General features: G+C 44.5%; 13 protein-coding genes. 8 read left to right on the plus strand and 5 right to left on the minus strand.

Annotated elements, in window-relative coordinates:
• The first annotated feature begins 250 nt into the window (after positions 1–250).
• Positions 251–1,123 (plus strand): LysR family transcriptional regulator, encoded by an 873-nt coding sequence (locus J3491_RS00520; protein WP_075101606.1) that lies wholly within the window; start codon positions 251–253, stop codon positions 1,121–1,123.
• Positions 1,124–1,667: 544 nt separating this feature from the next.
• Positions 1,668–3,167, plus strand: coding sequence for a sodium/proline symporter PutP (gene putP, locus J3491_RS00525; RefSeq protein WP_207968839.1), 1,500 nt, complete (start codon positions 1,668–1,670; stop codon positions 3,165–3,167).
• A 169-nt stretch (positions 3,168–3,336) separates the two neighbouring features.
• On the opposite strand, the gene J3491_RS00530 is transcribed toward putP, so the two are convergent.
• The 4 genes from J3491_RS00530 to J3491_RS00545 all read right to left on the minus strand — a co-directional run bounded on the left by J3491_RS00530 (position 3,337) and on the right by J3491_RS00545 (position 8,770).
• On the minus strand, positions 3,337–4,905 hold the full coding sequence (locus tag J3491_RS00530; protein ID WP_424108333.1) for an OmpP1/FadL family transporter: 1,569 nt from the start codon (positions 4,903–4,905) through the stop codon (positions 3,337–3,339).
• Positions 4,906–5,606: 701 nt separating this feature from the next.
• Positions 5,607–7,058, minus strand: coding sequence for an outer membrane protein transport protein (locus J3491_RS00535; RefSeq protein WP_207968841.1), 1,452 nt, complete (start codon positions 7,056–7,058; stop codon positions 5,607–5,609).
• Positions 7,059–7,260: 202 nt separating this feature from the next.
• Positions 7,261–8,337, minus strand: coding sequence for an RNA-guided endonuclease InsQ/TnpB family protein (locus tag J3491_RS00540; protein WP_207968842.1), 1,077 nt, complete (start codon positions 8,335–8,337; stop codon positions 7,261–7,263).
• Between the two features lie 175 nt (positions 8,338–8,512).
• A complete protein-coding gene (locus J3491_RS00545; protein ID WP_207968843.1) occupies positions 8,513–8,770 on the minus strand; it encodes a SlyX family protein in 258 nt (85 codons plus the stop codon).
• 240 nt (positions 8,771–9,010) lie between these two features.
• Here J3491_RS00545 and J3491_RS00550 point away from each other — a divergent pair, with 240 nt between their 5' ends.
• From J3491_RS00550 to J3491_RS00575, 6 genes are all read left to right on the plus strand, one after another.
• Positions 9,011–10,951, plus strand: coding sequence for an ATP-binding cassette domain-containing protein (locus J3491_RS00550; protein ID WP_207968844.1), 1,941 nt, complete (start codon positions 9,011–9,013; stop codon positions 10,949–10,951).
• 469 nt (positions 10,952–11,420) lie between these two features.
• Positions 11,421–12,005: a ubiquinol-cytochrome c reductase iron-sulfur subunit gene (petA, locus tag J3491_RS00555; protein ID WP_075101614.1), complete on the plus strand. Its 585-nt coding sequence runs from the start codon at positions 11,421–11,423 to the stop codon at positions 12,003–12,005.
• Positions 12,006–12,027: 22 nt separating this feature from the next.
• Positions 12,028–13,233, plus strand: coding sequence for a cytochrome b (locus J3491_RS00560; protein ID WP_172953106.1), 1,206 nt, complete (start codon positions 12,028–12,030; stop codon positions 13,231–13,233).
• Positions 13,233–13,949 carry a cytochrome c1 gene (locus tag J3491_RS00565; RefSeq protein WP_207968845.1) on the plus strand — a complete coding sequence of 239 codons (717 nt, stop codon included), beginning with the start codon at positions 13,233–13,235 and terminating at the stop codon, positions 13,947–13,949. The genes J3491_RS00560 and J3491_RS00565 overlap by 1 nt, the downstream gene beginning before the upstream one ends.
• A gap of 236 nt (positions 13,950–14,185) precedes the next feature.
• Positions 14,186–14,800: a glutathione S-transferase N-terminal domain-containing protein gene (locus J3491_RS00570; protein WP_075101617.1), complete on the plus strand. Its 615-nt coding sequence runs from the start codon at positions 14,186–14,188 to the stop codon at positions 14,798–14,800.
• Between the two features lie 190 nt (positions 14,801–14,990).
• Positions 14,991–15,416, plus strand: coding sequence for a ClpXP protease specificity-enhancing factor (locus J3491_RS00575; protein WP_207968846.1), 426 nt, complete (start codon positions 14,991–14,993; stop codon positions 15,414–15,416).
• 149 nt (positions 15,417–15,565) lie between these two features.
• On the opposite strand, the gene dcd is transcribed toward J3491_RS00575, so the two are convergent.
• Complete coding sequence (gene dcd, locus J3491_RS00580) at positions 15,566–16,141, minus strand: dCTP deaminase (protein WP_075101619.1); 576 nt, start codon at positions 16,139–16,141, stop codon at positions 15,566–15,568.
• Positions 16,142–16,181: the final 40 nt, after the last annotated feature.

Raw genomic sequence — 16,181 nt, forward strand, 5'->3', positions numbered from 1 at the left:
TGTCAGGTCAGTATATTTATCTATTATTTATTGCTAAAAACTATGCTTAAAACAAGCGTTATACGAAAAAATACCGCCGTTTATGCAATAAATATGTGACAATACGTCTCGATGTCTTGTGATTATAGCAGGCTAATCCTATAATAATAATTGATGATTTTTACATAGACGCAAACTTTTATTTCTAATACATTGTGATTGGGTCAGCCAACTTTTATTTATAGCTTACGAAGTAGCTAAGGACATCCATTTGAACACCACAAATTTGACGACATTCGTTACCGTTATGCACACTGGCAGCATCTCAGGCGCAGCCGAAAAGCTATTTATTACTCAGCCTGCGGTCAGTAAACGTATCAAAAATTTGGAAGATGAGTTTAACATCACTTTATTCGATACTGTCGGACGCGGTATCGTACCCACGCAAGCGGCGACCGAAATGTTGCCGCATGCCAAACGCTGGCTTGAAGATTATGAAAACTTCAAAATAAACCTGCAGCACTCTCAGCATATTGTCTCAGGTAAGCTGATCATCGGTACCAGCCATCATATTGGCCTACATCATTTAGCACCTGTCCTCAAACACTTTATCCAAGCGTACCCTGCCGTTCAGCTAGAGGTGCATTTTGTCGATTCAGAAGCGGCACACAAAGCAGTATTAGACGGTGACTTGTCACTGGCGTTTGTCACTTTGCCGCCTGTCTACGACAAGCGCCTAACCTACCATACGCTTTGGTCTGATCCTTTATACTTTATGACAGGCACTTTGTCACCATTAGCGACCAAATCCAATGTGACGCTCGAGCAGTTAGCTCGCTACCCTGCGATTTTGCCCTCTGCTAATACCTTTACCAGTCAGATTACACTAGCTGAGTTCGCCAAGCATAACCTCAAGCCTTATGCGACTATGAGCACTAACCCACTAGAGTCTATTCGCATGCTGGTCTCTGTCGGCCTTGGTTGGTCGGTACTGCCGCAGACCATGATCAGTCAAGATTTAGAGCGTATCGATATGGCGGACAATATTGAGCTACAGCGTTATTTGGGCGTGGTCATCAATCCAAAGCTGACTCAATCTAGCAGTGTGACGGCGCTATTGGATTTATTATCCCCTATCGATTAATAAAGTGATTCATACTATATTGCATCAGTCAAGGTGCATAATTCTTGCACCTTACCACTAGCAGGCACGCCATTCGCATTTGTAGTAGTCATACGTTATAATACGCTTGACGTTGTTTTTATAACAAAAATTTACCATATGAACACTGATAGTCATATATTGAACACTTCGAGTAATATATGATAGGTGGCAGTAGGTTTAATGGTTTTAAATGATTGGTTATATTGGCGACTAATATAGGTATATAACCGACAAATGCGATAAAGCGAAACATTGACTTTTTGATTTGCTCCTTATTGACTATACCATTTGCTATTTATGAGCGGATGACTGGGTCGATAATTGCAGTGTCATGATCTATATACCTTCGCCCTAGAGCAACGCCAATCATATAAAACTAACAGCAGATATTGAATCAAAGCCATTATGTCCTACTTAATGGCTTTTTTTGTCTTTAGATATTGTTTTGGACAGCGTCTTGTAATACTTACTCTTTATAGTTAAAAATAATTACCGCCAACGCAGTTGGTTAAGGACAATTTATATGAACGGAGTTTCTAGTGGCGTGCTGATATCGCTCGGCGCCTATTTTTTAGTGATGATTGGGATTGGCATTTATGCTTACTTTAAGCAGGCCAATGACACAGAAGGCTATATGCTCGGTGGTCGTAATCTCGGCCCAGCAGTAACGGCACTCTCAGCGGGTGCGTCAGACATGTCAGGCTGGTTATTGCTTGGATTGCCAGGCGCTATGTATGCCGATGGTGTGGTCAGTGCTTGGATTGCCATCGGTCTGACATTGGGTGCTTTTTTAAACTATATCATCGTGGCACCGCGTCTTCGGGTTTATACCGAAGTTGCTGACAACGCCATCACCCTTCCTGATTACTTCGCCAATCGCTTTGAGGACAAGTCGCACACGCTGCGCGTCATCTCTGCCATCGTTATCATCCTCTTCTTCACAGTTTATACCGCAGCCAGCCTCGTCGGTGGTGGTAAACTGTTTGAAAGCTCATTAAATCTATCTTATAGCACAGGCCTATGGGTCACCGCGGGTGTGGTCGTCATCTATACCTTGTTTGGTGGTTTCCTTGCCGTATCGATGACTGACTTTGTACAGGGTGTCATCATGCTGTTTGCTATGGTAATCGTCCCTATCGTTGCCTTGACAGATTTGGGCGGCGTGTCAGCCACGACTGATGCCATCAGAACCATCGATCCTAGTATGCTTGATATCACAAGTGGTATGACAGCCCTTGGTATCATCTCGCTACTCGCATGGGGCTTAGGCTATTTTGGTCAACCACATATCATCGTGCGCTTCATGGCGATTCGCTCAGTGCGAGATGTTCCGACAGCGCGTAACATCGGTATGAGCTGGATGATCATCAGCTTGATCGGTGCTTGTGTGACGGGTATCGCTGGTCGCGCTTACGTACAAAAAACCGCGATGACCCTAGATGATCCTGAGACCATCTTTTTGGTATTCACGCAGTTCTTATTCCATCCATTGGTTTCAGGCTTCTTGTTAGCCGCCATCTTAGCAGCGATTATGAGTACCATCTCATCTCAGCTATTGGTGGTCTCAAGCTCATTGACAAAAGATGTGTATAAGCTGTTTTTTGATAAAGAAGCACCAGAGGCGCGTCAAGTATTGGTCGGCCGTATTTCTGTGATTGTCGTGGCTCTCGTGGCTATCTTATTAGCGTCGAACCCAGACAGCTCAGTACTGAACCTTGTATCTAACGCTTGGGCAGGATTTGGCGCAGCATTTGGCCCGCTCGTTATCTTTAGCCTCACCTGGCGCGGTATGAACCGTAACGGCGCTGTCGCCGGTATGGTCGTCGGTGCCTTGACAGTCATCCTATGGGTCTATGGTCCATTTGAGATGAATGGTGTGGCGTTGAATAGCTGGTTATACGCCATCGTTCCAGGCTTTATTTTAAGTACTATTGCTATCTTTGCAGTGAGTATCATGACTGGCGGTCCAAGACCTTCGGTATCTGCCAAATATAAAGAGATGGAGCTTAACTTAAACAAATAAGTCAGATATGCTACTCATAGTATCTTAATGACCGGCCTCGCTACCTTGATCGTAGCGGGGTTTTTTATTGGCTAAGCCTGTCTTTATCTCAAATCAGACACATAAAAAAAGCGACCCATCAACGGATCGCTTCTTCTTCATACTTATCAATATGTATTAGGCTGGAAGCTTACTTATCTTGATAAGACAGTTTGACTCCTAATACATACCCATCATTATCTTCAAAATCAGAGACTATAGTACTATCTGGCAATGAACCTTCAGCATCACCGAACCATAGATATTTACCACCAGCGGAGACTGCCCAGTTTTCAGTGACATTATATTTCGCACCCAGACCTACACTATAGTAGCCTTCAATAGGACCTAAAGAAGACACTGGATTACCAGCACCACTATCCCAGCCCACTGTGCCTGAAACCGCTAGTTTTGGAGCAAGACGCTTGCCTAACCCTAGTTCTACTTGCCATTGATCTTTATCATAATCAACCAAGGGTAAGTTCGATGCTTGAGTATATGCAGGTGGTCTAATTGCAAAGTCACCCCACGGTACCCAGCGCACTTTGGCAGTAGCCAAGGTTGTTGGATTCACACCTGTCTGAAGATCTAAGTTGACCGATTCTGGCGTGGTTACATCAAACTTAGTAGTACTATTTGGATTCTGCCCACGAATTGCAAGTGCTGGGAAGTATTCGGCGGCATTTAATGTATGGTCTATCTCAGAGCGGTACGTCAAAGCCGCCTTTAAAGCAATCTCAGGCTTACTATAAGAAATACCAGCCAACCAACCATAGTCCTGATCGGGGCTTATGTGTGCAGTATATCCAGCAGCTCCTTTATAAGCGTTACCTCTTAGCTTAACATCTGCTTCTAAACGCTGAGCAACAGGCCCACCATATATTTGAAACTGGTTCTGAGCACCAAACTTCATACCACCGATAAGTGATAGCGTATGAGAACGTACTTCTACATTGGTTGCCTCATCAATACTTAATAAGTTGGCGACTGCATCACGGGTGGCTTCACTTTGCGCTAGATCTTCTTTGTTACCATCCAACAGATTTTGTGCAAGTTGATTTGTCTCATCCGACAAGCCTGGTGCTATTTGGTTAAGAATTCCTTCAGTTTGAGCAATATTCTCTCGAGTACCCTCAATTAAATTATTATAATTTTCAAGGGTTGGCGCATCATTTAATGACTCAAAGCCTGTAACTGCATTAGCTAGAGCGCCATTTGCCAGTTCTAAAACTGCTTTGTTTTGACCTAATACTTGCTGTTGCGCTGGTGGCAGATTGGGGTTTGCTAAAGCTGCATCAATACCTGCTATTTGTGTATTAATTTGATCAATTTTATCTTGAGTTCTTCCAACAGCAGTTTGTGCAACTGTTTGAATAGCTCCAGCACCAGTTACATCTGCTACTCCAGTGAAGTTATTATCACCTTCATACTTTGCGGCTGCACCAAAAGGCTCATCATACAATACACCCACACTGAATCTATCGCCTATATCTGTTTTTACACCATAGCGAAAGAAGTCATAGGATTCAGCAATATCACCACTTTTATTACCATCATTATCAACCCCAGTAACATCAGCATCGATGTAGGTATAAACAGTCTCTGCATAAGTACCATCTTGCAAGAATGCAGTGATGTCTTGACCAGAACGGTCGAGGCCAGCAGCTTGCGTCAACGAAGCAGCCGATAGCGTGATCAGAGCGAGGGTAAGTTTAGAGATAGGAAAATTTTGAGACACTTAGATATCCTCCATGAATAAAATAACTGGCAAGTAGCTCGGAGACTATACAGACTAGTGACCTGTACTAGTAACGTCAGCCGATGCTATGCAATCCTTTGCCAAACGACTTAACTGTCGAAAGTAACGAAGACTTATGCAACCTTACTTTCGTTGTTATCAGACATTACCGCTATGTAAGACAACGTAACTGATTTCAGTATCATAATTAAACTTCTATATTATAGCAATACTCTTTTAGAGATTTTACGAAAATAGATTTATGTTACTAGAATATTCACCACTGTTCCATTGAGCCAATGATGTAGTATTTCCTGCTTCATAAACGCTTTCTTATCGTCTATATACAACCTTACATGATTCAACATATCTTATTGATTATAATAGAAATATATTATAAAAAGGTTTTTGTAAAAAAAGTCAGCCGTTTTAGGTCACCATTTTTATAAAGAACAGCACAATAAATTATTAAAACAATCGTTCACTGACTGACGAGTATCAACTAGCTATTTGACATTTTTATTAAGCAAGAATCTAATCTATGATCGACTCTAAATAAAAAAATCATATGTTCATTCACCAATTAGGCTGACCATATTATTTGTTTTTGCCAAAAAAAAGCGACCCATAATGGATCGCTTTTTTAGTATTTATCTCATTTTAAAACTAAACTGATTTAGTGCTTATTTTGCTTGATAAGACAGCTTCACACCCAGCGCAAAACCGTCGTTGTCTTCAAACTTGCTAACCACGTCTTTGGTTGGAATCTGGCCTTTGGCATCACCAAACCATAGGTATTTACCACCTGCAGACACTGCCCAGTTTTCTGTCACGTTATACTTTGCACCTAGGCCAGCACTATAATAACCTTCAATAGGGCCAAGTGAAGTGACTGGGTCGCCAGCACCACTGTCCCAACCAACACTACCGCTAACTGCCAATACAGGTGACAAACGCTTGGCAAGACCTAACTCAACCTGCCACTGGTCTTTATCATAGCTCACTAAAGGTAGCCCTTTATCATCTTTAGTCGCGTTTTTGCTAACCTCATTATATAGCGGCGGTACGATAGCGAAGTCACCCCACGGCACCCAGCGTACTTTAGCAGTAGCTAACGTAGTGGGATTGACACCCGTTTGGAAATCAAGGTTGACTGATTTTGGTGTAGTAATATCAATATTACCACCCTGGCTTATTCCTGCTACTGGGTATTGTTCGTCTATAGGAAGCGTGTGGTCAATTTCTGAACGGTAGGTCAATGCAGCTTTTAAAGCAATTTCAGGTTTGCTGTAAGCAACACCTGCCAACCAACCAATATCCTTATCAGAGGTTATATGAGCGGTATAACCATTTGCCAAACCATAAGCCAGTCCTCTTAGTTTGACATCAGCTTGTACTTGCTGAGCAACGGGGCCACCATAGATTTGAAACTCTTTGTTAGTACCGAATTTAGCACCTAAAATCGCTGTAAGGCTTTCAGTACGCACTTCAACATTTGTACCCTCGCCTTTACTATCTAGCTCAGACTTAACTGCATTTAAGGGAGCACCAAGTTTCTCAGCTGTAGCTTTAGAAGCTAATGCCTTTTTTTCTGAATCCTTCGCTAGAGCAGCTAGTCTACCCGCTTCTGCAAGGTCACCTCTCTGCTGAGCTTGCCCTGCTTGCTGAGCAAAATTTTGCGCTTTGGTAGCTTCTTCTACCGCATTATTACGAGCACTACTAAAGTCTGAGTTTAAATCTTCAAAAGACGTATATTTGCCTTGTGTTAAATATTTCGCAGAGTTGTTTACATCACCTTGGGCTACAAAGTCATTGTCGCCAAGATAATCAGCGGCAGCACCAAATGGCTCGTCATATAAGATACCGATACTAAAGGTGTCATTGATATCTGCTTTTACACCATAACGGAAAAAGTCATAGTCTTCTGCGATATCATCAATTTTGTTGCCTGATGAATCCTTACCACTCACATCGGCATCGATATAAGTATAAACGGTTTCGGCATAGGTACCATCTTGTAAGAATGCGGTGATGTCTTGACCTGAACGATCAAGACCAGCAGCACTAGCAACGCTAGCGACAGATAGAGCAGCAACAGCTACTGTGAGAGTTTTTAAATGAAAAGTTGCGCGCATTGTATATCTCCAAACATCCGCATTGTTTCACTACTTAACCCGACTTTTATGAGTAAGCAGCATCCGAGGGTGAAGATAGTAAAGATTTTGGCACACGAAAACAACTACAAAAACACATTATTTCTTGTTTATGACTGAACAGTATCTTCATCTAATAATGTGCATTTGACTTCCTCCCCTCCCTAAAGTGAGGGGATTCCTACTAAAGACGGCCAAGCCCGACCGCGAGAATGTTTTTTGCTCCATTAACATCTCTGTTATGGGTCGCTTTACAAGAACGACAAAACCACTCTCTTATACCAAGACCTGATCTACCTTTCGGACTGTCTTGGCGAGAGCCGCAACACGAGCAGGTTTGGGTGCTGTACGCTTCATTGACTTCGATATAGTGGCAACCTGCGTTCGCGCATTTATAATCCAGTTGCCGCTTTATTTCAAACCAACCAGCGTCATAGACGGATTTGGCCAGTTTGGATGAAGTGAATGATGTTGATTTAATCTTTCCAACAACGATTAGGCTGTTGGCTTTAACAAGCTTTGATGTGAATTTATGGATCAAGTCTTGGCGGGTGTTTTTAATCTTGGCGTGAATGGCCTTAACCCGTTTTTTGTTTTTGGCTCTTTGGGCGCTGGCCAGTTTTTCGGCGTATTGATGGGTGACTTTGGTTTGTAGCTGATCACCATTACTACTGACTGCGGCATCTTTGCAGCCTAGATCAATACCGACTTGACCAGTGCCGCACTTAATCTTTGGAAACTCTTTGACGGTGATACAGGCGTACCAGTGACCGCTATTGTCTTGTACTAATTCGCACGTATTGATGCTGTACAGGGCTAGGTTATAGCTGTCCCATAGATCTATAGTAAGTTTTTTACCTTTAGCGAGGCTTAGTTGGATAGTTGATTTAAGGCTTTTCTTGCCTGTTTGTCTGGTTGCCAAGTGTTTGATAGCGGTTTTCTTAAACGGAATCCATCCAAGAGATCTGCGCTTGGCCTTTGGGTTGTTGGTGCGCCAGTTTAGTTTGGCTTTTTTGAATTGTTTACGGCTTTTGGCATGGGTTTCAGAGATGGCTTGTAGGGTTTGACTGTGCAAGTTTAAATACTCGCCACTACCTTTGGTATAAGTAGCCAAGTCATAGGCTGAAAAGAATTTGCCTGTGCGCTTAAGATGTTTAAAACTTAGCTCATTGACGTAATTCCAGACAAAGTTAACCGCCCCAGCTAAGATATTGAGCTGAGTGGCGTGTTTGTCTTTGATGCGTAGCTTGAGCGTTTTCATGGATTAATTATGATCTCAATGCAGTTGGGTATCAAGGGGTTCGCCATACTGGGCGACAATGGCTGACGCCTGATGCCTGATATCTACGCCCTAGAAGAATGTAGATATCAGGCGCTGGATGATAAAACAATCAAACAAAAAATATCCAGTCCTGCATCAGATATTGGTTTAGAAATCAGTAATGTGGCGGTCTATCTGCCATCACATCAAATGGTGCAATACCCACTTCAGTAGCTTGACTGTCTATTTGCTTATAAATGAGCTGTAACTGACGCTGCAATGTATGAATATCCCTATCTTGTCGCGTGATGACGTCATTTAACCTTTCGACAGTGACCTCAAGATGCGCTAGGCTCGTTTGTAAATCGATTACTTGGGCTTGCAAGTCATCTTGCATACCAAACCCGTCCTCTTTATCTTTGAATTGATTCATGTTGTTCTCTAAATAATGGTAAGTGTAAGGTCTAATAGACTCGTCGGCAGCATATTTGCAGCAGCGTCAATAATAGCCAGTCACCTTTGATAACGGGCGTCAAATCGCCGCCACTATGCAAAGTAATAAATAGTGATGATAAAACCACTTACGCGCACTACAGTGATGCGGTGGCATGTTATACTGCTGGCAATTTTGCAACAACCCCTACCTCACTATTATATAAGCTTAAGATACTTTATGGCACTGATACATTTAAAAGACATTCACTTAGCCTTTGGCGTCGCCCCCATTCTCGATGGTATTGATTTTTCAATTGATGCAGGCGAGCGCGTGTGCTTAATCGGCCGCAATGGCGAAGGTAAATCTACCTTATTTAAACTGATCAATGGCTCGCTGCAGCCAGATAGTGGTGAGATCATCATCAATAGTAGCATGCGCGTTGCGATGCTCGAGCAAGACGTCCCCGAGTCGAGCGGACGTATCTTGGACATCGTCATGGGCGGTAGCCGCCGCACAGCTGAGCTGCTGATCAATTATAATAAGCAAGTGGAGATGTGCGCCAATGGCGACATGGACGCTTGCGAGCACATGGCAACCTTGCAGCATGATATCGACGCCGTCCATGGCTGGGATTTAGAGCGCGATGCCACCCGTCTGATCACCACTATGGGGCTTGACCCAGAGGACGACCTCTCCTCGCTATCTGGCGGCCGTAAGCGCCGCGTTTTACTCGCGCGTGCGCTGGTTACCAAACCTGACGTATTATTATTAGACGAGCCGACCAACCATTTAGACGTTGATAGTATCGAATGGCTCGAGCGCTTCTTGCTTGATTGGCAAGGGTTGACGTTGTTATTTGTCACGCACGATAGAGCATTCGTTGATAAGCTTGCGACTCGTATTGTAGAGCTTGACCGTGGCCAATTGACCAGCTATGACGTCACCCAAGGTGCCAAAGGCTACGCTCGTTATCAAGAGCTAAAAGAGCAGCAGCTACTTGCCGAAGAAAAAAACAATGCCAATTTTGATAAAAAACTGGCGCAAGAAGAAGTGTGGATTCGTCAAGGCATCAAAGCCCGTCGTACCCGTAACGAAGGCCGGGTACGCGAGCTAAAGGCCCTGCGCGAAGAGCGAAAAAGCCGCCGCGAGCAAGTCGGCAACGTCAACATCACCATGGGTGAAGGCGAAAAAAGCGGCAAACTGGTCTGTAAAGTCAAAAACCTACATCTTGAATATGACGGCAATGTACTCGTCAATGACTTTAGCACCATGGTCATGCGCGGTGATAAGATTGGAATTGTCGGCCCTAACGGCGCAGGCAAAACCACGTTAATCAAAGCCCTACTCGATATGTCGGATGACGAGGTCACCAAGACCGGCAGCGTCACGCTTGGCACCAATTTGCAAATTGCCTTTTTTGATCAGCTGCGTGATCAGCTCGACCTTGAGGCAAGCGTCGCGCAAAACGTCTCAGAGGGCTCGGACTTTGTCGAAGTGGGCGGCCGAAAAACCCATATCATGAGCTATTTGCAAGACTTCTTATTTGCGCCAGAGCGTGCGCGTACACCTGTCAAAGCCTTATCAGGTGGTGAGCGCAACCGCGTATTACTTGCCAAGCAGTTATTAAAACCTGCCAACATATTAGTACTTGATGAGCCAACCAACGATTTGGATATGGCCACCCTTGAGCTATTAGAAGAGTCGGTCAGCAGCTTTAACGGTACCATCTTGCTGATCAGTCATGACCGCTCATTTATGGACAATGTGGTCACCTCCACTTGGGTATTTGACACGGATGAAAATGGCAATGGCATCGTCAAAGAGTATGTCGGCGGTTATCAAGAGTACTTGATACAAAAAAACCGTGAGGAAGCCGCGCACGCCGCAAAAGCACCCGTTAGCAATACTAAAGCGTCAAAATCAGCCAATAAAGCTGACGCTGGAAAGCCAAATAAAGCCGCCAAAAAGCTCAACTTCAATGAGCAGCGCGAGCTAGATAGCTTACCCAAAGAAATCGCGGCGCTAGAAGCCGAACAAAAAACGCTAGAAGACAAGCTGGCTGATGGCTCATGGTTTACCACCGACTTTGATGCCGCGACGGCCGCCAGTGAGCGCTTGTTGGTCATCGAAGAGGAGATGATGAGCAAGCTTGAACGCTGGAGTGAGCTTGAAGGCTAATCGCCTAGAGACGCGTTTAGGATAATAAAAAATCACCGCTTTTGTCGCTAAAGTGGTGATTTTTGATTGACAATGAGAGACATAACGCTTAAGTACTGAAAGTTAGTGAACATTGCCTGAATTTCAAGTATCATTCGCTATTGCTGAATATCCTTATTAATTATAAGGTCATCACGTGACCATCGTTTGCAAAACCTTTGAAGCGCCTTTGCGCCCTTTATCGAAACAAAACGGATGTTAGACGTTGATAATCCAGCTTTTTTGTATGGGTTACCCTGTTCAACCTTATACTGTGTTCTCTCAAGGTTGCTTTATTTTTAACGCAATAATTTATTTTATCACCGAAATAGCTTAGAATAGCAACAATTAGCAAAATTAGGCACAGCTAAAGTGGCTTGATATTGTATATTTTCTAAGCCACAAACCCAGTGTGGGATAATCCCATTTCATTCACCTGGAGGAAGTATTAATGAGCCAAGCCGAAGGCGTTAACGTACAACGCCGTAGAGTTCTTATTGCCTCAACTGCCGCAATTGGTGCAGCTGGGGTAGCTGCTGTGGCAACACCTTTTGTCCGCTCTTGGTACCCAAGCGCCAAAGCTGAGGCTGCAGGGGCTGCAGTCACCCAAGATATCAGCTCTATTGAAGCGGGACAGATGATTGTCGTCAAATATCGCGGTAAACCGATCTTTGTGGTAAAACGTACCGAAGACATGTTGAGCACGCTTGAGTCAGTTAAGCCATTACTATCTGACCCTAATTCAGAAGCATCGCTACAACCAGAGTATTGCCAAAACCCAGAGCGTTCTTTGACACCAGAGGTCTTGGTGGTCGAAGGCGTGTGTACGCATTTAGGCTGTGCACCGAACTACCGCCCTGATGTGGGCGCAACCGATTTGGGTGGTAACGACTGGTACGGCGGCTTTTTTTGCCCCTGTCACGGATCAAAATATGACTTAGCAGGCCGTGTCTATAGTGGCGTTCCTGCACCGCTGAATTTACCTGTTCCAGAATATAGCATGGACGGTACCATCTTGACGGTTGGGGAGGCTTAATATGAGTATGGGTAAAAAGTTAATGCATTGGGTGGACGCGCGTTTCCCAGCGACTGAAACCTATGAATACCACATGTCAAAGTACTATGCACCAAAGAACTTTAACTTTTGGTACTTCTTTGGCGTATTGTCAATGATCGTATTGGTCAACCAGTTGGTGACCGGTATTTGGCTGACGATGATGTACAACCCTAGTGCCGAGGGCGCATTTGCGTCTGTAGAATACATCATGCGTGATGTCAAAGGCGGTTGGCTCATCCGTTATATGCACTCGACTGGCGCTTCAGCGTTCTTTGTCGTGGTGTATTTGCATATGTTTAGAGCACTGCTCTACGGCTCATATCAAAAACCTCGTGAGCTTATTTGGCTCATCGGCATGGGCATCTATTTGGCTCTTATGGCCGAAGGTTTCTTTGGATACCTACTCCCTTGGGGCAACATGTCATTTTGGGGTGCTCAGGTTATCTTAAACCTTCCTGCGGCGCTGCCAGTGATTGGTGACGGTCTTGCTGAATGGGTACGTGGTGACTATATCATATCAGGTATCACTCTAAACCGCTTCTTTGCGCTACACGTTGTTGCTATTCCATTGGTCCTTGTGGGCTTGGTCTTTATGCACATTGTTGCATTGCACCATGTGGGCTCTAACAACCCTGATGGTATCGATATTAAGAAGCTAAAAGATAAAAACGGCGTACCATTAGACGGTATCGAATTCCATCCATACTACACTGTGCATGATATGGTGGGTATCGTGGTATTCTTTATCTGTTTCTTTGCGGTGGTGTTCTTCTTCCCTGAAGGCGGCGGCTTCTTCCTTGAGCCACCTAACTTTGAAGCGGCGAACTCTCTAAAAACACCAGAGCATATCGCGCCAGTCTGGTACTACACACCGTTCTATGCCATCTTACGTGCAGTTCCAAGTAAGCTGGGCGGGGTCATCGCCATGGGTGCAGCCATTGCTGTACTATTCTTGATACCATGGCTCGACAGATCACCTGTACGCTCAATACGCTACAAAGGTATCTTGTCTAAGATTGCACTAACTGTCTTTGCTATTAGCTTTGTAGTACTAGGCTACTTGGGTGCAACACCTGCGACGCCAACCGCGACGATTATGTCACGTATATTCACCATTCTGTATTTCTTGTTCTTCTTGTTGATGCCGTTTTACACTGCAATCGAGAAGTGTAAACAGCCACCAGAACGCGTTACCGGAGGTCACTAATGAGCACGCTAATCAAATCCCTAGCTGGTCTAGGCTTAGGCGCGGCATTGAGTTTGACTGCTGGTAGTGCGCTGGCAGCAGGCGGCGGCGGATGTGGTACTTTTACCAATGCCGACGGCGTGGTAGAATCTTTGGCTTGTAGTGAAGCCCCCATTGACTTTACCAATAAAGGCTCGCTACAAAACGGTGCAAAAATATTTATGAACTACTGTGCTGGTTGTCACTCTGCACAGTACGTTCGTCATTCGCGCATCGCCAAAGACTTGGATATTCCACCTGAGCTGGTCGAAAAATACCTAATGGTCACCACCGATCAAATCGGTGACCATATCACAGCGGAGATTGACCCTGATGTTCAAGCCGCATGGTTTGGGGCGGCGCCACCAGACTTATCGCTTGAAACCAGACTACGCGGTGATGACTGGGTTTATACTTATCTATTGTCATTTTATGAAGATCCAAGCCGTCCTTGGGGCTCAAATAACTTAGTACTGGCAAACGCAGCCATGCCGCACGTATTGCATAACATGCAAGAAGAGCTTAGTGCTGAAGAGTTTGAATCTGAAGTTGGTGACTTGGTCAACTTTATGGCGTGGATGGCAGAGCCTGTCCGTCATGACCGTCAAGTGATTGGCTTCTTTGTGATTTTATTCTTGTTAGTATTACTGATCCCAGTTTACTTACTCAATAAAGAGTTCTGGAAAGACGTAAAGTAATAGAATCATAAACATAGCCTATCGCTATAAAAACTTGGTCATAATAAACACAAAAAGGCACTACTTTGGTAGTGCCTTTTTTCATTTTGCCGCACCATATTTTGTACGTGTTACTATAGGGTGGACAATAGAGACTGATAATAGGACAAACACCTCATCGTGTTTACGTACGCTGGCTTGATAATCGGCTCTACTTTGTTTACGATGACATCCTTTACTATGAACATTAGGCTTTCATGATTGATGCAAACGACATTCCAAGTAGTCAGCTAATCTTATATGCTGATGACGGCTACGACAGTCATGTGGTGCGCCTATTACTTGAAGAAAAAAAGCTCGACTATTATTTGTCACGTTTGCACTCTGAGCGCCCCGAGGACTTGACTGAGCTAAACCCCTATCATACCCTGCCTGTGTTGCAGCAGCGTGATATTGCCCTTTATGAAATCAACGTGATTTTTGAATACTTAGAAGAGCGCTACCATACCAATAAGCTGCTCCCTGAAGCCCCGCAAGAGCGCGCACAGTTTCGCCAATTGGCATGGCGCATCCAGCATGATTGGCTGGTGCTCGGCAAGCAGCTACTGACACATCCTGATAGTTTTCATAAAGCAAAAGCTGTCATTGCCAAAAAACAGCTCAGTGATTCTTTAATCACGCTTGCGCCTTTGTTTGCGCATAAGCCTTATTTTATGGCAGATGACTTTGGCTGGTGTGACGTGTTGTTAGCGCCTTTACTGTGGCGACTAGAAGACATGGGCATAGCACTACCGCGTGCGATTAGTCGGCCTTTATTGGACTACCAGCAGCGTATCTTTGAGCGCGAGAGCTTCCAAAGAAGTGTGCGCTAATTAGACAACGCTCGATGTCTGTCTTAAAATAAAAAATGTAAAAACAATAAAAACCAAACAGACAGTGACTGCGCAAAAATCAGTCCCACCATACTTGCCTGTTGCAAACAATGTATTATTTAAAATAGTAGACTGTTGTCATAGATAACCGTTTATCTCATAACCCATATTTAGTATAGGAAATCATTAGATGAGCGATACCACTTCTCTCACCCCAACTCGCCCTTATATGGTACGCGCCCTTTATCAATGGATAGAGGACAATGCACTGACGCCCTATCTGATGGTCGATGCGACGGCCAAAAACGTCCAGGTACCAACCGAACATGTGCAAGATGGTCGTATTGTGCTCAATATTGCCAGCCGTGCGACAGGCAATATGCGCATGGACAATGACTATATCCAGTTTAGCGCTCGTTTTGGTGGCGTCTCACAAGAGATTTGGGTGCCATTGACGGCGGTGATGGGTATCTATGCCAAAGAAAACTCGCAAGGCATGTTTTTTGATCCAAACGAGTATGATAATTATGTGCCAGAAGAGCAGCACACGACGGCCAAGGTTGACAAGCCTAAACCCAAACGCGATAACAAAGCGGGTCTAAAAGTCTTAAAGTAACAGAAATCTCCAACACCTTGGTTTTAGCCCACAAAAAAGCCAGTCATGGTTCATATGACTGGCTTTTTTTATTTAACACTCTATAACTTTACTCTATAAGGCTAAAGACCTAAGCTATCGCCAAACAGCGATAATTGAGCGGCTGCCAATTACGTTCTTGGTAGCGTGACACCGCGTTGGCCTTGGTACTTGCCGCCGCGGTCTTTATAGCTGGTTTCACATACATCATCGCTATCGCTTTGGAAAAACAGCATCTGTGCAACCCCTTCACCCGCATAAATACGCGCAGGTAGATTGGTGGTATTACTAAACTCAAGTGTCACATGCCCTTCCCATTCAGGCTCAAGTGGCGTGACGTTGACGATGATGCCGCAGCGTGCATAAGTAGACTTACCAAGACAAATAGTCAGGACATCGCGCGGTATGCGAAAGTACTCAACGGTACGCGCCAGCGCAAATGAGTTGGGCGGAATGATGCACTCATCACCAACGATATCGATAAAGCTTTTATCATCGAAGTTTTTGGGATCGACCACCACAGAGTGTACATTGGTAAAAACTTTAAATTCAGGAGCACAGCGTACATCGTATCCGTAGCTTGATGTGCCGTAGCTGACCAAACGCTCGCCTGCATCGTTGAAACGTACTTGACCCGCCTCAAATGGCTCAATCATGCCATGTTCTTCAGCCATTTTGCGAATCCAGCGGTCAGATTTGATAGACATTTTTGTTCCTTAGCAAATAATAATATAGGGGTTGGGCGCT

The organism is Psychrobacter halodurans (assembly GCF_017498075.1).
GTDB classification, from domain to species: Bacteria; Pseudomonadota; Gammaproteobacteria; order Pseudomonadales; family Moraxellaceae; genus Psychrobacter; species Psychrobacter celer.

What these genes read in the sequence shown, in the direction of transcription:
- putP (WP_207968839.1), top strand. Translation starts at nt 1,668, where the DNA reads ATGAACGGAGTTTCTAGTGGCGTGCTGATATCGCTCGGCGCCTATTTT.
- J3491_RS00535 (WP_207968841.1), bottom strand. Translation starts at nt 7,058, where the DNA reads ATGCGCGCAACTTTTCATTTAAAAACTCTCACAGTAGCTGTTGCTGCT.
- J3491_RS00540 (WP_207968842.1), bottom strand. Translation starts at nt 8,337, where the DNA reads ATGAAAACGCTCAAGCTACGCATCAAAGACAAACACGCCACTCAGCTC.
- J3491_RS00545 (WP_207968843.1), bottom strand. Translation starts at nt 8,770, where the DNA reads ATGAATCAATTCAAAGATAAAGAGGACGGGTTTGGTATGCAAGATGAC.
- J3491_RS00550 (WP_207968844.1), top strand. Translation starts at nt 9,011, where the DNA reads ATGGCACTGATACATTTAAAAGACATTCACTTAGCCTTTGGCGTCGCC.
- petA (WP_075101614.1), top strand. Translation starts at nt 11,421, where the DNA reads ATGAGCCAAGCCGAAGGCGTTAACGTACAACGCCGTAGAGTTCTTATT.
- J3491_RS00560 (WP_172953106.1), top strand. Translation starts at nt 12,028, where the DNA reads ATGCATTGGGTGGACGCGCGTTTCCCAGCGACTGAAACCTATGAATAC.
- J3491_RS00565 (WP_207968845.1), top strand. Translation starts at nt 13,233, where the DNA reads ATGAGCACGCTAATCAAATCCCTAGCTGGTCTAGGCTTAGGCGCGGCA.
- J3491_RS00570 (WP_075101617.1), top strand. Translation starts at nt 14,186, where the DNA reads ATGATTGATGCAAACGACATTCCAAGTAGTCAGCTAATCTTATATGCT.
- J3491_RS00575 (WP_207968846.1), top strand. Translation starts at nt 14,991, where the DNA reads ATGAGCGATACCACTTCTCTCACCCCAACTCGCCCTTATATGGTACGC.
- dcd (WP_075101619.1), bottom strand. Translation starts at nt 16,141, where the DNA reads ATGTCTATCAAATCTGACCGCTGGATTCGCAAAATGGCTGAAGAACAT.